14 protein-coding genes are annotated in these 18,668 nt (G+C 73.2%); all 14 read left to right on the plus strand.

Features of this window, described 5'->3' with window-relative positions:
* The first annotated feature begins 155 nt into the window (after positions 1 to 155).
* The 14 genes from mnmA to PV350_RS26320 all read left to right on the plus strand — a co-directional run bounded on the left by mnmA (position 156) and on the right by PV350_RS26320 (position 18,643).
* Entirely contained in the window at positions 156 to 1,319 is a 1,164-nt protein-coding gene (mnmA, locus tag PV350_RS26255; protein WP_500336425.1) for a tRNA 2-thiouridine(34) synthase MnmA, read from the plus strand.
* An 86-nt stretch (positions 1,320 to 1,405) separates the two neighbouring features.
* Positions 1,406 to 1,945: an LOG family protein gene (locus tag PV350_RS26260; protein WP_500336427.1), complete on the plus strand. Its 540-nt coding sequence runs from the start codon at positions 1,406 to 1,408 to the stop codon at positions 1,943 to 1,945.
* Positions 1,946 to 1,972: 27 nt separating this feature from the next.
* Positions 1,973 to 2,662 carry an SDR family oxidoreductase gene (locus PV350_RS26265; RefSeq protein WP_499514140.1) on the plus strand — a complete coding sequence of 230 codons (690 nt, stop codon included), beginning with the start codon at positions 1,973 to 1,975 and terminating at the stop codon, positions 2,660 to 2,662.
* Positions 2,663 to 2,688: 26 nt separating this feature from the next.
* Positions 2,689 to 3,720 carry a methionine synthase gene (locus PV350_RS26270; RefSeq protein WP_500336429.1) on the plus strand — a complete coding sequence of 344 codons (1,032 nt, stop codon included), beginning with the start codon at positions 2,689 to 2,691 and terminating at the stop codon, positions 3,718 to 3,720.
* Positions 3,721 to 3,727: 7 nt separating this feature from the next.
* A complete protein-coding gene (ligA, locus tag PV350_RS26275) occupies positions 3,728 to 5,956 on the plus strand; it encodes an NAD-dependent DNA ligase LigA (protein ID WP_500336431.1) in 2,229 nt (742 codons plus the stop codon).
* A 215-nt stretch (positions 5,957 to 6,171) separates the two neighbouring features.
* A complete protein-coding gene (locus PV350_RS26280; protein WP_499514143.1) occupies positions 6,172 to 8,280 on the plus strand; it encodes a putative bifunctional diguanylate cyclase/phosphodiesterase in 2,109 nt (702 codons plus the stop codon).
* Between the two features lie 212 nt (positions 8,281 to 8,492).
* Positions 8,493 to 8,789 carry an Asp-tRNA(Asn)/Glu-tRNA(Gln) amidotransferase subunit GatC gene (gene gatC, locus PV350_RS26285; protein WP_499514144.1) on the plus strand — a complete coding sequence of 99 codons (297 nt, stop codon included), beginning with the start codon at positions 8,493 to 8,495 and terminating at the stop codon, positions 8,787 to 8,789.
* A gap of 5 nt (positions 8,790 to 8,794) precedes the next feature.
* A complete protein-coding gene (gene gatA / locus PV350_RS26290; protein ID WP_499514145.1) occupies positions 8,795 to 10,288 on the plus strand; it encodes an Asp-tRNA(Asn)/Glu-tRNA(Gln) amidotransferase subunit GatA in 1,494 nt (497 codons plus the stop codon).
* Positions 10,285 to 10,533 (plus strand): hypothetical protein, encoded by a 249-nt coding sequence (locus PV350_RS26295; protein WP_499514146.1) that lies wholly within the window; start codon positions 10,285 to 10,287, stop codon positions 10,531 to 10,533. The genes gatA and PV350_RS26295 overlap by 4 nt, the downstream gene beginning before the upstream one ends.
* A gap of 25 nt (positions 10,534 to 10,558) precedes the next feature.
* Complete coding sequence (gene gatB / locus PV350_RS26300) at positions 10,559 to 12,067, plus strand: Asp-tRNA(Asn)/Glu-tRNA(Gln) amidotransferase subunit GatB (RefSeq protein ID WP_499514147.1); 1,509 nt, start codon at positions 10,559 to 10,561, stop codon at positions 12,065 to 12,067.
* Positions 12,068 to 12,310: 243 nt separating this feature from the next.
* A complete protein-coding gene (locus tag PV350_RS26305; protein ID WP_499514148.1) occupies positions 12,311 to 14,509 on the plus strand; it encodes an MMPL family transporter in 2,199 nt (732 codons plus the stop codon).
* A 17-nt stretch (positions 14,510 to 14,526) separates the two neighbouring features.
* Positions 14,527 to 15,141: a hypothetical protein gene (locus PV350_RS26310; protein ID WP_499514149.1), complete on the plus strand. Its 615-nt coding sequence runs from the start codon at positions 14,527 to 14,529 to the stop codon at positions 15,139 to 15,141.
* 179 nt (positions 15,142 to 15,320) lie between these two features.
* Positions 15,321 to 15,545 (plus strand): hypothetical protein, encoded by a 225-nt coding sequence (locus PV350_RS26315; RefSeq protein ID WP_500336434.1) that lies wholly within the window; start codon positions 15,321 to 15,323, stop codon positions 15,543 to 15,545.
* A 50-nt stretch (positions 15,546 to 15,595) separates the two neighbouring features.
* Positions 15,596 to 18,643 (plus strand): helix-turn-helix transcriptional regulator, encoded by a 3,048-nt coding sequence (locus PV350_RS26320; RefSeq protein WP_500336442.1) that lies wholly within the window; start codon positions 15,596 to 15,598, stop codon positions 18,641 to 18,643.
* Positions 18,644 to 18,668: the final 25 nt, after the last annotated feature.

The raw sequence follows: 18,668 nt of genomic DNA on the forward strand, positions 1-18,668 counted from the left end.
TTTTTCTTTTTTTGTTTGATGTACATGGCACATGCCTGTTTCTACCGGGCCTTTCGGGGGGAGCGTAGAGTTGGTTTAAGGGACAGCCACGCAACCGCACCCACCACGACCGGCCCCGCAAGGCGCCCCGGGGGCGCCGTACCCTAGGAGGCGCTATGACTGACTTCCCCGGTGCACCCACAGGCCCTGGCGACGGCCGTCGCCTCCGCGTGCTCGCCGCGATGAGCGGTGGCGTCGACTCGGCCGTGGCGGCCGCCCGCGCCGCCGAAGCGGGGCACGACGTCACGGGCGTGCACCTCGCCCTCTCCGCGAACCCGCAGTCGTTCCGGACCGGAGCCCGCGGCTGCTGCACGATCGAGGACAGCCACGACGCCCGCCGCGCCGCGGACGTCATCGGCATCCCCTTCTACATCTGGGACCTCGCCGACCGCTTCCGCGCGGACGTCGTCGACGACTTCGTCGCCGAGTACGCCGCGGGCCGCACCCCCAACCCCTGCCTGCGCTGCAACGAGAAGATCAAGTTCGCCGCGCTGCTCGACAAGGCGATCGCCCTCGGCTTCGACGCCGTGTGCACCGGCCACTACGCCACCGTCGTGGCCAACCCCGACGGCTCCCGCGAGCTGCACCGCGCCTCCGACGCGGCCAAGGACCAGTCGTACGTCCTCGGCGTCCTCGACGAGCGGCAGCTTGCGCACGCCATGTTCCCGCTCGGCGACACCCTCACCACCAAGGACGAGATCCGGGCGGAGGCGGCCCGCCGCGGCCTGTCCGTGGCGAAGAAGCCGGACAGCCACGACATCTGCTTCATCGCCGACGGCGACACCCAGGGCTTCCTCGCGCGGCGCCTGGGCACCGCCGACGGCGACATCCTCGACGAGGACGGCAACCGCCTGGGCACCCACTCCGGCGCCTACGGCTACACCGTGGGCCAGCGCAAGGGGCTGCGCCTGGGCGTGCCCGCCGCCGACGGCAAGCCGCGCTACGTGCTCGACATCTCGCCGGTGAACAACACGGTGACCGTCGGCCCGGCCGAGGCCCTGGACGTCACGGCCCTGACCGCCATCCGCCCGCGCTGGTGCGGCACCGCGCCCGACGGTGCCGGGCAGCGCGCGTACACCGCGCAGCTGCGCGCCCACGGCGACGACGTGCCCGTCACCGCCGAGCTGGCCGGCGGCGAACTGCGCGTCCGCTTCACCGGCGGAGCCGTCCGCGGCGTCGCACCGGGCCAGGCGGTCGTGCTCTACGACGGCACGCGCGTCGTCGGCTCGGCGACGATCGCCACGACGGAGCGCAGCCGGCCGGCGGCCGCGAGCGCCTGAGCGGCCCCGGCACCGGGCGCGGGGTGCGGAACGGGCCGGACGGCCCCCCTGCCCGGCGCCCGGCGCCATGCGCGAGACTGGCCCGCATGAACATCTGCGTCTTCCTCTCCGCCGCCGACCTCGAGCCCCGCTACACCGAACCCGCCCGCCAGTTCGCCGAGTTGATCGGCAAGGGCGGGCACACCCTGGTGTGGGGCGGCTCGGACGTGGGCCTGATGAAGGTGATGGCGGACGGGGTGCAGGAGCACGGCGGGCGCCTGGTCGGGGTCTCGGTGGAGTTCCTCGCGGCCAAGGCCCGCAAGGGAGCCGACGAGATGGTGATCGCGGCCGACCTCGCCGAGCGCAAGGCGGAGCTGCTGGCCCGCGCGGACGCCGTGGTGGTCATGGTGGGCGGCACCGGCACGCTGGACGAGGCGACCGAGATCCTGGAGCTGAAGAAGCACGGGCTGCACACCAAGCCGGTCGTCCTGCTCAACACGGCGGGCTTCTACGACGGGCTCAAGGAGCAGTTCCAGCGCATGGACGAGGAGGGCTTCCTGCCGCTGCCCCTCGCCGACCTGGTGTTCTTCGCCGAGGACGGCGTCTCGGCGCTCGCCTATCTGGAGGAGAACGCCGGCGTCGTGTGACCCGCGGGGGATGACAGCATGGAGCCCATGTCGATTCACCTGATCACCGGCGCCGGCTCCGGCATCGGCGCCGTCGTGGCGCAGCGCCTCCTCGACCGCGGCGACGAACTGTGGCTGCTGGCCCGCAACGCCGGACGCGCCAAGGAGCTCGCCGACCGCTTCCCGGGCGCGCGCACCCTCGTCGGTGACCTCGCGGAGCCGGAGCGGCTGTCCTGGGCGCTGGGCCACCAGTCGCCGCCGGACCGGCTGGACTCCCTGCTGCACATCGCGGGCGTCGTGGACCTGGGGCAGGTCGGCGAGCTGACCCCGAAGACCTGGAACCGGACGCTCGCCGCCAACCTCGTGGGCCCCGCCGAGCTGACCCGCCTCGTCCTGCCCCAACTGCGGCTCTCCCGCGGGCACGTGGTCTTCGTCAACTCCGGCGCCGGGCTCAACGCGCACGCCGAGTGGGGCGCCTACGCGGCCAGCAAGCACGGCCTCAAGGCGCTCGCCGACTCCCTGCGCCACGAGGAGCACGCGAACGGGGTGCGGGTCACCTCCGTCTACCCGGGCCGCACCGCCACGCCGATGCAGGCCAAGGTGCACCAGCAGGAGGGCAAGACGTACGACCCCTCGCGCTGGATCGCCCCCGAGTCGGTGGCGACGGCGATCCTGGCGGCGGTCGACCTGCCGCGGGACGCCGAGATCAACGACCTGACGATCCGGCCGGGAGCCTGACCGGCGCGCCGACGTAGGCTGCACCGGTGAGCACGGAAGCGACCGAAGCGAAGTTCCGGCTGCCCCAAGGGGCGGCCACCGGTGTGGGTTCGATGCCGGGAGGTGACGCGCGCGAGGCGGCGCGGACGGCGACCGGGGCGCTGGAGGCGCTGCCGTTCCTGCCGGAGCTGCCCGCGCGCGGCCCGGGCGCGGACATGATCGGCCGCACGCTCGGGATGCTCGTCGAGCTGTACGCGCGCGTGGAGCCCAGCGGATGGCGGTTCGGCGACCGCCCGGGCCGGGACACCCGCCGGGCCAGGGCGTGGCTGGGGGAGGACCTGGACGCCCTGGAGGAGTTCACCCAGGGCTACGAGGGCCCCCTGAAGCTCCAGGCGGTCGGGCCCTGGACGCTCGCGGCCTCCGTCGAGCTGAAGAACGGCGAGGCGGCGCTCTCCGACCCGGGCGCCTGCCGTGACCTGGCCGCCTCGCTCGGCGAGGGACTGCGGTTGCACCTGGAGGACGTGCGCCGGCGGGTGCCCGGCGCGAGGCCCGTGCTGCAGCTGGACGAGCCCTCGCTCACCGCCGTGCTCCAGGGCCGGGTCGGGAGCGCCAGCGGCTACCGCACGCACCGCGCGGTGGACCGCGGCGTCGTCGAGGGCGCGCTGCGGGACGTCATGGCGGCCGTGGGCGGTGTGGACGGCGTGCCGGTGATCGCGCACTCCTGCGCGCCGGAGGTGCCCTTCGCGCTGCTGCGGCGGGCCGGGGTGGCGGGGGTGTCGTTCGATTTCTCGCTGCTCACGGAGAGTGACTGGGACGCCTTCGGTGAGGCGGCCGAGGCGGGAACCGCGCTCTTCGCCGGTGTCGTCCCGGGGACCGACGCCCCGTTGTCGGACCCTGCGGGTAGCGTCAGTGGTGTTCGGGCGCTGTGGCGCAGGCTGGGGCTGTCCCCGGGGGAGCTGGGCACCTCCGTGGCGGTGACCCCGTCCTGTGGTCTGGCGGGGGCCTCGCCGGCCTATGCCCGTGCCGCCCTGGTGCACTGCGCGAAGGCGGCACGCTCGCTCGTCGACAACCCTGAGTGAGGATGGGATGAGGAAGGACGTGGACGTGGAGGACTCCGTGATCCCCGAGGGCGCCAGGAACGAGGACGTGCCGGCGAAGGCGCGCGAGCTGCACGCCTCCCTGGCCGAGCAGGTCGAGGAGCACCGCTTCCGCTACTACGTCAAGGACCAGCCGGTCGTCAGCGACGCCGACTTCGACAAGCTGCTGCGGCGGCTGGAGGCGCTGGAGGACGAGCATCCCTCGCTGCGCACGCCGGACTCGCCGACCCAGAAGGTCGCCGGCGCGTACGCGACGGAGTTCACCTCCGTCGAGCACCGCGAGCGCATGCTCTCCCTCGACAACGCCTTCACCGAGGAGGAGCTGAACGCCTGGGCCGAACGCCTCGCCGCGGAGCTGGGCCCCCCGGCGGGCGAGGGCGGCACCTACCACTTCTTGTGCGAGCTGAAGGTCGACGGACTCGCCGTCAACCTCACGTACGAGAACGGCCGTCTGGTGCGCGGCGCCACGCGCGGCGACGGACGCACCGGCGAGGACATCACGCCCAACGTCCGCACCATCGCCGAGATCCCGGACCGGCTGGCGGGGGAGCGCGTCCCCGCGCTGGTCGAGATCCGCGGCGAGGTCTTCTTCCCCATGGAGAAGTTCGAGGAGCTCAACGCCCGCCTGGTCGAGGCCGGCGACAAGCCCTTCGCCAACCCGCGCAACGCCGCCGCCGGCTCCCTGCGCCAGAAGGACCCCCGGGTCACCGCGAGCCGCCCGCTGCACATGGTGGTGCACGGCATCGGCGCCCGTGAGGGCTTCACCATCGACTGCCAGTCGCACGCCTACGAACTGCTCCACGAGTGGGGCCTGCCCACCACCAGGTACGCCCGCGTGGTCGGCACCCTCGCCGAGGTCAAGGAGGCCATCGCCTACTACGGCGAGCACCGCCACGACGTCGAGCACGAGATCGACGGCATCGTCGTCAAGGTCGACGAGATCCCGCTGCAGGGCCGGCTCGGCTCCACCGCCCGCGCGCCGCGCTGGGCCATCGCGTGGAAGTACGCGCCGGAGGAGGTCAACACCAAGCTGGTCGACATCCGGGTCGGCGTCGGCCGCACGGGCCGGGTGACCCCGTACGCGGTGGTCGAGCCGGTCACGGTGGCCGGCTCGGAGGTCGAGTTCGCCACCCTGCACAACCAGGACGTGGTCAAGGCCAAGGGCGTGCTGATCGGCGACACCGTCGTGCTGCGCAAGGCCGGTGACGTCATCCCCGAGATCCTCGGCCCCGTCGTCGACCTGAGGGACGGCAGCGAGCGCGAGTTCGTGATGCCCGCCCAGTGCCCCGAGTGCGGCACCCCGCTGCGGCCGATGAAGGAGGGCGACATCGACCTGCGCTGCCCCAACGCGCGGGGCTGCCCGGCGCAGATCCGGGAACGGCTGTTCTACCTGGCCGGCCGCAGGTGCCTGGACATCGAGAACTTCGGCTACGTCGCCGCGGCCGCGCTCACCCGGCCCCTGGAGCCCGCCGAGCCGCCGCTGAGCGACGAGGGCGACCTGTTCGGCCTCACCGCCGAGGACCTGCTCCCCATCCGCGCCCACGTCCTCGACCAGAACACCGGCCTGCCCAAGCGCGACCCGGAGACCGGTCAGGAGAAGGTCGTCTCGGTCTTCGCCAACCAGCAGGGCGAGCTGAAGAAGAACGCGGTGGCCATGCTGGAGAACATCCAGCAGGCCAAGGAGCGGCCGCTCGCCAGGATCATCGCGGGCCTGTCGATCCGTCACGTCGGCCCGGTCGCCGCCGAGGCCCTGGCCCGCGAGTTCCGCGACCTGGACGCCGTCTTCGCCGCCGACGAGGAGCGACTGGCGGGTGTCGACGGCGTCGGCGGGATCATCGCGGCCTCCCTCAAGCAGTGGTACGAGGAGGAGTGGCACCGCGAGATCCTGCGCAAGTGGAAGGCCGCGGGCGTCCGGTTCACCGAGGAGGGCTCCGACGAGGGGCCGCGCCCGCTGGAGGGCCTCACCGTCGTCGTCACCGGCACCCTCGCCACCCACACCCGGGACGGCGCGAAGGAGGAGCTCGTGAGCCGCGGGGCCAAGGTCACCGGATCGGTCTCCAAGAAGACCGACTTCGTGGTCGTCGGCGACAGCCCGGGCTCCAAGTACGACAAGGCGGTGCAGCTGAAGGTGCCGATCCTGGACGAGGACGGCTTCGCCGTCCTGCTCGGACAGGGCGCCGACGCGGCCCGGGGGGCCGCCGTGAACCCGGAGGGCTGACAGCCCATCATCACCCTTTCGGCCCATAGCGCAACGATCCGGGAGGGTGGGATCCATTCGGGCAACAGCAGCCGATCGGTGCCCGTGACAGCCTTTATCGGCCTACTGTTGAGAGGCGCGCCTTCCGGGCATGGGCCCTCCAGCAGCCCGGTGGTCAATCCCGCGGGCACGGGCGTGTGGTGGAACGGCACACGCGGCTGCGAGAGGGTACGGGCATGGAACCGACGGACAGCGCCGGACCGGCGCAGCGGCTGCTCGGGCCGGCCGCGCCGGTGCTGCCCGCGGCGGCACTCAGGTACTCGGTCGTGGGCGCTGCCGCGGCGGCCCTGGTCGTGGGCGTCGTCCGGATACTCGTGGACGGCAACGCCTTCTTCCCCGGCGGGGACGTCGGCTGGGCGTTCGCCGTGCTCACCGGCATCATCGTCGGCCACCTGGTCGCCATGGGCCGGGACCGCTGGTGGGGCGGCACCGGCTCCGGCGCCGCCCTGACCCTCGCCATGCTGCTGCTCTACGGCTGGGTGCCCGCGGTGCTGGTCAGCCTGGCCGTCGTCGTCCTGGTCGGCGCGGCCCGCCGGCACCGCTGGCGGGAGGCGCTGCTGCACGGCGCCGTGGACATCCTCGGCATCGGCGCGGCCTCGCTCGCGCTGTCCGCCTTCGGGACCCACCCGTCCGTCGAACAGCCCTGGCAACCCGCCACTTGGGGGATGGCCGCCGTTCCCTCGGTGCTCGCCGCCGCACTCGGCTACCTGGCTGCGACCCGCACGCTCCTGTGGTACGCGATCGTGCCGCGCGCCGGAGCCCTGCCCACCGTGGCCCGCACCGCGCTGATACGCCAGGGCTTCGTCGGCGTCGCACTGCTCGGCATCTCCCCGCTGATCATCATCGTCGCGGCCGATCTGCCCCTGCTGCTCCCGCTGTTCGCCGTGCCCCTGATCGCGCTCGACTCCACCCTCTGGATCGCCCACGCCCGCGCCGAGGAACAACTGCGCGACCCCCTCACCGGACTGCCCAACCGTCAGTGGCTGCTGGAGCGCACCTGGACCGCGCTGGACGACGCCGCCCGCAGCGGCGAGCGCGCCGCCCTGGTCCTGATCGACCTGGACAAGTTCCGCTCCGTCAACGACACCCTGGGCCACATGGCCGGCGACCGGCTCCTGGTGCAGATCGCGGACCGGCTGCGGCTGGCCCTGCCGCGCGGCGCCGAGGTCGCCCGGCTCGGCGGCGACGAGTTCGCCGTCCTGCTCCCCACCTGCGACGCGCCGACCCGCGCCCAGCGCATCGCCAGGGCCCTGGTCGCCGCGCTGAGCTCGCCGTTAAGTCTCGACGGCCTGACCCTGGTGCTCGAGGCCAGCGCCGGGGTCGCCGTCTACCCCGATCACGCCGGTGACGCCGAGGGCCTGCTGCGCCGCGCCGACGTCGCGATGTACCAGGCGAAACGTGACCGCAGCGGGGTCGAGGTCTACGAGTCCTCCCGCGACGGCAACACGCCCGACCGGCTGGGCCTCCTCGGCGACCTGCGCCGGGCACTGGACCGCGGTGAGGTCGAGCTGCACTACCAGCCGAAGGTCCGCTTCGACGGACAGGTCGCAGGCCTGGAGGCGCTGGTCCGCTGGGTGCACCCCGAGCGCGGCCGGGTGAGCCCCGAGGAGTTCATCGCGATCGCCGAGACCTCCGGGCTCATGCCGCAGCTCACCGAGTACGTCCTGGAGACCGCCCTCGGGCAGGTCGCCCGGTGGCGGGCGATGGGCCTCGACGTCCCCGTCGCCGTCAACGTCTCGCCGCGCGACGTCCACTCGCCGGGTTTCGCCGGGGCCGTCGCCGCGCGCCTGGCCCGCCACGGGGTCCCGCCGGGGGCGCTGCAGCTGGAGATCACCGAGCACGTGCTGCTGGAGGACCCGCAGCGCGCCGCCGACACCATGGCCGGACTGACCGGGCACGGGGTGAAGATGTCGCTGGACGACTTCGGCACCGGGTACTCCTCGCTGGTCCACCTGCGGCGGCTGCCGGTGAGCGAGCTGAAGATCGACCGCTCGTTCGTCGCGCGGCTGTCCGTCGACGCCGAGGACGCGGAGATCGTGCGCTGCACGGTCGACCTCGCCCACTCCCTCGGCCTCCTCGTCGTGGCGGAGGGCGTCGAGGACGACGAGACGTGGGAGCGCCTGCGGGACCTCGGCTGTGACGCGATCCAGGGCTGGCTGGTCGCCGCCGCGATGCCCCCGGAGGAGACCACGGCCTGGTTGCGGCTGCGCGGGCGTTCCGGTTGGCGCCGCCCGGCGGAGCTGGAGGCCGCGAAGGAACGGGCCGCCGTCCCCGACGCGCAGTAACGTTTGCGGGCCCTCGACCAGCGGGCCCGCACGCGCCGCGCCGGGGCCGCGGACGCCCCGCCGGCCCCACCCGCCCCGGGGGCACCGGGGCCCGCGGGCGTCACGTCCGGCGGTCCCCGGCCGGGCGCAGCGCAAACCGTTTCGCCCCCGGGGCGCCCGCGCCCATAGGATTGGGCGCGAAAAGACCAAACTCACCCCCAGAGGATCGCTGCATGCCAGGCATCACGCGCGAGGAGGTCGCCCACCTCGGCCGGCTGTCGCGTCTGGAGCTGAAGGACGAAGAGCTCGACCACTTCGCCGGACAGCTCGACGCCATCATCGGCGCGGTCGCCCGCGTCTCCGAGGTGGCCGGCGAGGACGTACCGCCGACCTCCCACCCGCTGCCGCTGACCAATGTCATGCGCCCCGACGAGGTCCGGCCCAGCCTGACCCCGGCCGAGGCGCTGTCCGGCGCCCCCGCCGAGGATCAGCAGCGCTTCAAGGTGCCGCAGATCCTGGGGGAGGACTGATCACGATGACCGATCTGACCAGGCTCACCGCCGCGCAGACCGCGGCCGCCGTCGCCTCCGGCGAGACGTCCGCCGTCGAGGTCGCCCAGGCCCATCTGGACCGCATCGCCGCCGTCGACGAGAAGGTCCACGCCTTCCTGCACGTCGACACCGAGGGCGCCCTGAAGGCCGCCAAGGCCGTCGACGACAAGCGCGCCGCGGGCGAGAAGCTCGGCCCGCTCGCGGGCGTCCCGCTGGCGCTGAAGGACATCTTCACCACCAAGGGCATCCCGACGACCGTCGGCTCCAAGATCCTCGAAGGCTGGATCCCGCCGTACGACGCGACGCTGACCGCCCGCCTCAAGCAGGCCGGCATCGTCATCCTCGGCAAGACCAACATGGACGAGTTCGCCATGGGGTCCTCCACCGAGAACAGCGCCTACGGCCCCACCGGCAACCCGTGGGACCTCACCCGCATCCCCGGCGGCTCGGGCGGCGGTTCCTCCGCGGCCCTGGCCTCCTTCCAGGCGCCGCTGGCCATCGGCACCGACACCGGCGGCTCCATCCGCCAGCCGGCCGCCGTCACCGGCACGGTCGGCGTCAAGCCGACCTACGGCGGGGTCTCCCGCTACGGCATGGTCGCCTTCAGCTCCTCGCTGGACCAGGGCGGCCCCTGCGCCCGTACGGTGCTGGACGCGGCGCTGCTGCACGAGGTCATCGCGGGCTACGACCCGATGGACTCCACCTCCATCGATGCCCCCGTCCCGCCGGTCGTCGAGGCCGCGCGCAACGGCGACGTCAAGGGCCTGCGGGTCGGCGTCATCAAGGAGTTCGCGGGCGAGGGCTACCAGCCCGGCGTCATGGAGCGGTTCAACGAGTCCGTCGAGCTGCTGCGCGAGCTCGGTGCCGAGGTCGTCGAGCTGTCCTGCCCGTCGTTCGAGTACGCGCTCGCCGCGTACTACCTGATCGCGCCGTCCGAGTGCTCGTCCAACCTGGCCCGGTTCGACGGCCTGCGCTACGGCCTGCGGGTCGGCGACGACGGCACCCGCAGCGCCGAGGACGTCACCGCCCTCACCCGCGAGGCCGGCTTCGGCCCCGAGGTCAAGCGCCGCATCATGCTCGGCACGTACGCGCTCAGCTCCGGCTACTACGACGCGTACTACGGCAGCGCCCAGAAGGTCCGCACCCTGATCTCGCGGGACTTCGAGCGCTCCTTCCAGCAGGTCGACGTGGTGATCTCGCCGACCACCCCCACCACCGCGTTCCCCATCGGCGAGCGCGTGGACGACCCGATGGCGATGTACCTCGCCGACCTGTGCACCATCCCGGCCAACCTGGCCGGCAACGCCGCCATGTCCGTGCCCTGCGGCCTCGCGTCCGAGGACGGGCTCCCGGTCGGTCTGCAGATCATCGCCCCGGCCATGGCCGACGACCGCCTCTACCGTGTCGGTGCGGCCGTCGAAGCGGCGTTCACCGCACGCTGGGGACACCCGCTGCTGGAGGAGGCACCGATCCTGTGAGCAAGCTCGAGAAGGCCAAGGGCTTCAAGAAGAGCAAGTCCGGCACCTACCTGTCGATCGGCACGACGCTCTTCGGCGCGGTCGGTGTGGCACGGCAGATGAAGCGGGGGCGCGCGGACAGCGACACGCTGCTGCTGATCGACGCGGTGGTCAGCGCCGCGGCGATCGCCACGGGCGTCGCCCTGCTGCTCCGCCAGCTGCGCCGGCTCGGCGACGGCAGCGACCACGACGTGCTGTCATCCTGACGGGGAACTGAGAGGTATCAAGACTGTGACCGTCACGGACCTGGTGTCGTACGAGGACGCGCTCGCGTCCTATGACCCGGTGATGGGCCTCGAGGTCCACGTCGAGCTCGGCACCAAGACGAAGATGTTCTGCGGTTGCTCGACCACCCTGGGCGCCGAACCGAACAGCCAGGTGTGCCCGGTGTGCCTGGGCCTGCCCGGCGCTCTGCCGGCCGTCAACGCGACCGGCGTCGAGTCCGCCATCAAGATCGGCCTCGCGCTCAACTGCGAGATTGCCGAGTGGTGCCGCTTCGCCCGGAAGAACTACTTCTACCCGGACATGCCGAAGAACTTCCAGACCTCCCAGTACGACGAGCCGATCGCCTTCAACGGCTACCTCGACGTGCAGCTGGAGGACGGCGAGGTCTTCCGCGTGGAGATCGAGCGCGCCCACATGGAGGAGGACACCGGCAAGTCGACCCACGTGGGCGGCGCCACCGGCCGCATCCACGGCGCCTCGCACTCGCTGCTGGACTACAACCGGGCCGGCATCCCGCTGATCGAGATCGTCACCAAGCCGATCGAGGGCGCCGGCGAGCGCGCGCCCGAGGTCGCCAAGGCGTACGTGACCGAACTGCGTGAGCTGATCAAGGCGCTGGGCGTCTCCGAGGCCCGCATGGAGATGGGCCAGATGCGCTGCGACGTCAACCTGTCGCTGCGCCCCATCGGCCGGGAGAAGTTCGGCACCCGCAGCGAGACCAAGAACGTCAACTCGCTGCGCAGCGTCGAGCGGGCCGTCCGCTTCGAGATCCAGCGGCACGCCGCCGTGCTCTCCTCCGGCGGCACGATCGTCCAGGAGACCCGGCACTTCCACGAGGACACCGGCTCCACCACCTCCGGCCGCATCAAGGAGGAGGCGGAGGACTACCGGTACTTCCCGGAGCCCGACCTCGTCCCCGTCGCCCCGGCCCGTGAGTGGGTCGAGGAGCTGCGGGCGGGCCTGCCCGAGCTCCCGCGGGTGCGCCGGGGGCGTCTGCAGCAGGACTGGGGCATCTCCGACCACGAGATGCAGTCGGTGCTCAACGCCGGTGCGATCGACCCGATCGTCGCCACCATGGAGGCGGGCGCCGACGCGGCCGCCGCGCGCAAGTGGTGGATGGGCGAGCTGGCCCGCCGCTCCAACGAGGACGGCGTGGAACTGACCGCCCTGCCCATCACCCCGGCCCAGGTGGCCCGGGTGGCGGCGCTGGTGGCCGAGGGCTCGCTCAACGACAAGCTGGCCCGCCAGGTCATCGAGGGCGTGCTGGACGGCGAGGGCGAGCCGGACGAGGTCGTCGACAAGCGCGGTCTGAAGGTCGTCTCGGACGAGGGCGCGCTCGGCGCGGCCGTCGACGAGGCCATCGCGGCCAACGCCGCCGTCGCGGACAAGATCCGTGGCGGCAACCTGGCGGCGGCGGGCGCGCTCATCGGCGCCGTCATGAAGATCACCCGCGGTCAGGCCGACGCCAAGCGCGTGCGCGAGCTCGTGCTGGAGAAGCTGGGCGTCCAGGGCTGATATCACGCGGCCGGCAGGCGCGCGGCACACAAGGGGCGGGCTCCCGGTCAGGGGGCCCGCCCCTTCCGCGTCGTCGCAGGTCCGCCGCTTGTAAGGGCGGCATAAATTCCCCGCGCGGTATGTGATTAACCGCACGAAAGCGGCCAACGATCTCTTCTTCCTGCTTCAGTCGGTGACGTACGTGGTGTCTTCTTTGCGGGCTCTTCCCCGGCCTGAAAGATCCGCGCAACCCCAGGGAGAGCAATGGCTGCACTCGCCCGCTGGTGCCTCAACCGCCGTCTCGCCGTCGTCCTGCTGTGGCTCGTCGCCCTCCTCGGCCTGTCCACGGCCGCCCTGCTCGCCGGATCCGCCTACTCCAACGACTACGACATCAAGGGCACCGACTCCAGCAAGGCCACCGCCCTGCTGAAGGAGGCCTTCCCCGGCTCGGCCGGGGACAGCGACACGATCGTCTGGCACACCGACAAGGGCACCGTGGGCGTCGCGTCCGTCAGGGAGCGGCTGACCGGCGCGCTGGACGAGGTGGCCGCACTCCCCGGGGTCGCCTCGGTGACCAGCCCGTACAGCGCCGAGGGCGCCCCGCAGATCAGCGAGGACGGGCACACCGCCTACGCGACCGTGATGTTCGACAGGCCCTCGGACGACCTGCACGCCGACCAGGTGCGCAAGGTCGTCGACACGGCCAGGGCGGCGGCCGACGGCAACACCCAGGTCGCCCTCGGCGGTGGCGCCATCGCGCTCACCGAGGGCGGCGGCGGGCACATGAGCGAGGTCGTGGGCGTCGCCGTCGCGGCCGTGGTCCTGCTGGTGGCCTTCGGTTCGCTGTTCGCGATGTTCATGCCGATCATCACCGCGCTGGTCAGCGTGGGTACCGCGTACATGGCGATCGAACTGCTCGGCCACCTGATCAGGGTGGCCGACTTCGCGCCGATGCTCGGCCTGCTCATCGGCCTGGGTGTCGGCATCGACTACGCCCTGTTCATCGTCACCCGTCACCGCAGGGGCCTGAAACAGGGCCTGCCGGTACGGGAAGCCGCCGAGAAGGCGGTCGCCACGACCGGCAGGGCGGTGGTCTTCGCCGGCGGCACGGTCTGCGTGGCCCTGCTCGGCATGCTGATCCTTCGGCTGTCCTTCCTCAACGGCGTCGCGATCGCCGCCTCCCTCACCGTGATCCTCACCGTCGCCGCCTCGGTGACGCTGCTGCCCGCGCTGCTGGGCACGATCGGCATGAAGGCGCTCAGCCGCCGGGAGCGGCGTCGGCTCGTCGAGCACGGGCCGTCGCCCGAGCTGCCGACCGGGTTCGCGGCCCGCTGGTCCGCGTTCGTCGAACGGCACCCCAAGGTCCTCGCCGCGGTCGCCGCCGTCGTCATGCTCGTCCTGGCCCTGCCCACGACCTCGCTCCACCTCGGCGCCTCCGACCAGGGCAACAGCGCCGCGGGCACGACCACCCGCCAGGCGTACGACATGCTCTCCGAGGGCTTCGGGCCCGGTTTCAACGGCCCCCTACAACTGGTCGCCAAGTCGGGCGACGCCGCCGACCGCGCGGCCCTGGAGCAGCTCACCGTCGCCCTGGGGCGCACCGAGGGCGTCGCAGCGGTGCACATGGAACAGGCGCAGCACGGCAGCGGGCTGGACGTCATCGACGTCGTCCCCACCACCTCCCCGCAGGACCAGGCCACCGACCGGCTCGTCAGCCACCTGCGCGAGGACGTCATCCCCGGGGCCACCGAGGGCACCTCCCTGGAGGTGTACGTCGGCGGGGTCACGGCGGGCTACGCGGACTTCGCCTCGGTGATCGTCGGCAAGCTGCCGCTCTTCGTGGGCTCCGTCATCGGCCTGGGCTGCCTGCTCCTGCTGCTGGCCTTCCGCAGCTTCGGCATCCCGTTCAAGGCCGCGGTCATGAACGTCGTCGCCGTCGCCTCGTCCTTCGGCATCGTGGTCGCGATCTTCCAGTGGGGCTGGGGGAGCGAGCTGCTGGGGCTGGGGGCGGCCGGCCCGATCGAGCCCTTCCTGCCGGTGATCATGGTCTCGGTGCTCTTCGGGCTCTCCATGGACTACCAGGTCTTCCTCGTCAGCCGCATGTACGAGGAGTGGCGCGAGACCGGTGACAACCGCCGGGCGGTCCGGGTCGGCCTCGCCGAGACCAGCCGTGTGATCAACTCCGCCGCGGTCATCATGATCTCGGTCTTCCTGGCCTTCGTGCTCAGCGGCGACCGCGTGATCGCGATGTTCGGCATCGGCCTGGCGGCCGCCGTCGCGCTCGACGCCTTCGTCCTGCGGACGCTGCTCGTACCGGCGCTGATGCACATGCTGGGCGACTGGAACTGGTGGCTGCCCCGGTGGCTGGAGCGCCGGCTGCCGCGGATCTGCATCGAGGGCCCGGCGGAGCCCGCGGCGACGGCCGTGGACGAGCCCGGTTCTCAGACGGCTCTCAGAATCTGACCGTACGGTTGCCGACCATGGAGACCACCAAGACCCACGGGGCGGCAGCCGACGGTCGCGCCGCGGACGCCGAGCTCGACCGGGCCGAGGACGAGGGCGCGACGCCCGCGCCCGCGCCCGACGCCGGACCGCCCGCGCCCGACGAGCCGCGGGCCCTCGACGCGGCCGACGACCTTGACACGCCCGACGACCTCGACGAGCCGGACACCCTTGACACGCCGGACGCCCCCCGCCCCGACGGGGTCGTGCCGGGAGCCGCGGCGGTCGTCGGTGCCGCCCTCGGCCTCGCGTCCCTCACCGGCACCTGGCTGGGCACCGTCCTGGCCGAGCGGCGGCAGCTGGTCGGTCAGATCAACACCTCCTCCGGTAGCGCCGCCCAGCAGATCGAGCAGATATACGGCGGCCCCTGGCACACCACGGCCGCCGTCAACGGCGTCTGCGCGCTGATCGCCCTCGTCGTCCTCGGCGCGGTGCTGCTCGCCGGACGGAACGCCGCACCGTGGGTGCGCGCCGTCGCCTGGGGCGGTCTCGCCCTCGGCGCGCTCGGGCTGTGCGTCGCGCTCGGGACGTGGTTCGACCTCTTCGGCGGGCTGCCGAGCGTGGCCGAGGCCCCGGTCTCGTCCGGCGGCTGAGACCTCTGAGGAGGCGGGCCGCGCGGCCCTGAGGACCTGAGCGGTCCGCCGCGCGGCCTAAGGCATCCTCACCCCCGAAGCCTGGGCGGTTGCCCGATGTGCCCCACCCCCCTTGGGGACGAGGCTGATGGCACGGAGAACGACTCCGGAACATCGGTCCCGAACCCGAGGAGCACGAGATGTACACGCACGAACTGCTGGGCCGCGAACGCACGGAGCAGCTGCTGCGCGAGGCCGCCGCGTACCGTCTGGCGCACCAGGCCCGCAAGGCCGCCCGCAAGGCCGCCCGCGAGGCCGCCCGCACCGCGGGCGGCCGGCGCGTGGCCGCCGCCGACCAGGACGAGGGAAGGCGGCACGGAAGGAGGGCCGGCCGGCTCACCCGGCGGCTGAGGGCCGCCGGATGAGCACCGTGGTGCCGGTGCAAACCGGTACCGCGCCGTCAGGGCCCCGTGCGATGCTCGGGACCGTGCAGAACCAGTCGGTCAGCCCGGTGTTCGTCGGCCGCACCCGCGAACTGACCCGCCTCACCTCCGCGCTCGCCCGCGCTCACGCGGGCGAGCCGCAGGCGTTGGTGATCGGCGGCGAGGCCGGCGTCGGCAAGACCCGGCTCGTCGAGGAGTTCCTCGCCGGGGCGCAGGACGGACCGGGGACCGTGACCGCCGTCGGCGCCTGCGTGGAGATCGGCGCGGACGGACTGCCGTTCGCCCCCGTCGCGACGATCCTGCGCGCCCTGCACCGCAGGTTCGGCGACGAACTGGTCGCCGCGGCCGCCGGCAGCGAGGGCGAACTCGCCCGCCTGCTGCCCGGCCTGGGCGGGACGGACGGCCCCGACCCCCTCGCCGACCAGCGCGACGAGCACGGCCGCGCCCGGCTCTTCGAGCTCACCTCGCGGTTGCTGGAACGGCTGTCGGAGGAGCGCACGCTCGTCGTCGCCCTGGAGGACCTGCACTGGGCCGACCGCTCGACCCGCGAACTCCTCGGCTACCTGCTGCGCTCGCTCTCCCGCGGCCGGCTCGTCGTCCTGGCCACCTACCGCTCCGACGACATCCACCGCCGCCACCCGCTGCGGCCCTTCCTCGCCGAGCTCGACCGGATGCGTTCCGTGGTGCGCCTGGAGCTGTCCCGGTTCAACCGCGGCGAGGTCCGCGCCCAAGTGGCCGGCATCCTCGACTCCGAGCCCTCCCCGAGCATGGTCGACCGGGTCTTCGGCCGTTCCGACGGCAACCCCTTCTTCGTCGAGGAACTCGCCTGCAGCATCACCCAGGGCTGCCGCACCGGCCTCAGCGACAGCCTGCGCGACCTGCTGCTCGTCCGCGTCGAGACACTGCCCGAGACCGCGCAGCGCGTCGCCCGCGTCGTCGCCGAGGGCGGCTCCGCCGTCGAGTACCGGCTGCTGGAGGCCGTCGCAGGGCTCGGTGAGGACGAACTCATCGAAGCCCTGCGCTCCGCCGTGGGCGCCAAGATCCTGCTCCCCACCGACGACGGCGACGGCTACCGCTTCCGGCACTCGCTGGTCCGTGAGGCAGTCGGCGACGATCTGCTGCCCGGCGAGCGCAGCCGCATCAACCGCCGCTACGCGCAGGCCCTTGAGGCCGACCCCGCTCTGGTGCCCGCCGACGAACTCCCGGCCCGGCTGGCCAGTTACTGGTACCACGCCCACGAGCCCGCCAAGGCACTGCCCGCGGTGCTGCGGGCCTCCGTCGAGGCGCGGCGCCGGCACGCCTACGCCGAACAGCACCGGCTGCTCGAACGCGCCCTGGAGCTGTGGGACGACACCCCCGGAGAGGTCCGCGAGGAACTGCGGCCCGTCGACTACGTCGAGGTGTTCCCTCCTTGCGGCTGTGACCCGGGCATCAAGCCGCTGCAGTACATGGACCTGCTCGCCGAGACGACCGTGGCCGCGCGCCTCAGCGCCGACCGCGAGGGCGCCTACGAGGTCACCAAGCGGGCGCTGCGCCTGCTGGAGCGCTCCGGCGACCCGCTGCGCGCCGCCTGGTTCTGGATCCAGCGCTCCCGGCTGATGGTCGCGATGGGCCGCGGCGACGGCTGGGCGGAGATCGCCGAGGCCCAGGAACTCGTCCGCGGGCTGCCGCCGTCCCCGGTCCACGCCGAGGTGCTGGAGAGCGTGGCCGGGTGGGCGATGATGCACGACCCCGGGCCGGACGGCATCACCACGGCGGAGCGCGCCATCGAACTGGCCCGGCTCGTCGGTGCCGAGGAGACGGAGCTCCACGCCCGGGTCACCCTGGGCATCCTGCTCGCCGACACAGGTGACGCCGACGCCGGCATCGCCGAACTGGAGGCCGCCCGCGAACGGGCCGCCGCCGCCCGGTACGGCAACCTCACGGTGAACGCCGACGCCAACCTCGCCGCCCTGCTGGAGGCCGTGGGCCGCTCGGAGGAGGCGATCGCGGTGGCCCGCCGGGGCGTGGAGGGCGCCACCCGCCACGGGCTGCGCGACGGCGCCACCTTCGCCTCCGCCAACCAGGCCGAGTCCCTGCTCGCCCTCGGCCGCTGGGACGAGGCGGCCGAGGTCGCCGTCCGCGGCCGGGAGAACACCAACCACGCCCTGTACCTCGGCTGGGCCGCGACGCTGCTGGCCCATCTCGCCGTGCTGCGCGGGGAGTACGACCGCGCCGAGGCCGAGGTCGCCGCCGCCCGGGACCATCTGGGCCCCCGGGACCACCAGCCGCAGAACACCCTGCCGCTGCGTCATCTGACCATCGCCGTCGCCGCCGGGCGCGGACGCTTCCTGGAGGCGCGGGCCGCGGTGCGCGCCGCTTTGGAGGCGGGGTTCCCGTCCGCGTTCCACCGCTACGTCTGGCCCATGCTGCACACCGCGGCCGCCGTGGAGGCGGACGCGCTGGGGCTGCCCGGCGCGGAGGCCGGCCGCCCCGAGATGCTCGCCCTCATCCGCAAGGCGGCGGGCCGGCTGCCCCGGCTGTCCCCGGTATGGGCCGCCCACGCCCTGCTGGTCGAGGCCGAACTGCTGCGCGCCGACGGGAGCACCGACCCCGGGCCCTGGGCCGCCGCCGGGGAGGCCTTCGCCGCCCTCGACCGCCCGTACCCGCTCGCCCTGGTACGGCTCCGGCACGCCGAGGCCCTGCTCGCCCGGCACGATCCCGGCGCCCGCGACCGCGCGGCCGCCCTGCTGCGGGGGGCGTGCGGGGTCGCCGACTCTCTGGGGGCCGTCCCGCTGCGCGACGCCGTCCGGCTGCTCGCCCGGCGGGGCCGGCTGGTGCTGGAGGAACCGGAGGAGGCCGCGGTGCCCGAAGCCGCCGGGGAACCGGAGCCCTTCGGCCTGACCGCGCGCGAGCGCGAGGTGCTGCGCCGGGTCGCCGCCGGCTACACCAACCGCCGCATCGCCGAGGAGCTGTTCATCTCGCCGAAGACCGCGAGCGTGCACGTCTCCAACATCCTCGCCAAGCTCGGTGTCTCGGGCCGCGGCGAGGCGGCCGCGCTCGCCCACCGGCTGCGGCTGTTCGCCGGGCAGCCGGGCTGAACCGGCCGCCGCGGCCGGTCGGCGG

The organism is Streptomyces sp. PA03-6a (assembly GCF_033792765.1).
Classification (GTDB): Bacteria; Actinomycetota; Actinomycetes; order Streptomycetales; family Streptomycetaceae; genus Actinacidiphila.

Excerpts from the sequence above, each read along its gene's own strand:
- mnmA (WP_500336425.1), top strand. The coding sequence starts at position 156 with ATGACTGACTTCCCCGGTGCACCCACAGGCCCTGGCGACGGCCGTCGC.
- PV350_RS26260 (WP_500336427.1), top strand. The coding sequence starts at position 1,406 with ATGAACATCTGCGTCTTCCTCTCCGCCGCCGACCTCGAGCCCCGCTAC.
- PV350_RS26265 (WP_499514140.1), top strand. The coding sequence starts at position 1,973 with ATGTCGATTCACCTGATCACCGGCGCCGGCTCCGGCATCGGCGCCGTC.
- ligA (WP_500336431.1), top strand. The coding sequence starts at position 3,728 with ATGAGGAAGGACGTGGACGTGGAGGACTCCGTGATCCCCGAGGGCGCC.
- PV350_RS26280 (WP_499514143.1), top strand. The coding sequence starts at position 6,172 with ATGGAACCGACGGACAGCGCCGGACCGGCGCAGCGGCTGCTCGGGCCG.
- gatC (WP_499514144.1), top strand. The coding sequence starts at position 8,493 with ATGCCAGGCATCACGCGCGAGGAGGTCGCCCACCTCGGCCGGCTGTCG.
- gatA (WP_499514145.1), top strand. The coding sequence starts at position 8,795 with ATGACCGATCTGACCAGGCTCACCGCCGCGCAGACCGCGGCCGCCGTC.
- PV350_RS26305 (WP_499514148.1), top strand. The coding sequence starts at position 12,311 with ATGGCTGCACTCGCCCGCTGGTGCCTCAACCGCCGTCTCGCCGTCGTC.
- PV350_RS26310 (WP_499514149.1), top strand. The coding sequence starts at position 14,527 with ATGGAGACCACCAAGACCCACGGGGCGGCAGCCGACGGTCGCGCCGCG.
- PV350_RS26315 (WP_500336434.1), top strand. The coding sequence starts at position 15,321 with ATGTACACGCACGAACTGCTGGGCCGCGAACGCACGGAGCAGCTGCTG.
- PV350_RS26320 (WP_500336442.1), top strand. The coding sequence starts at position 15,596 with ATGCTCGGGACCGTGCAGAACCAGTCGGTCAGCCCGGTGTTCGTCGGC.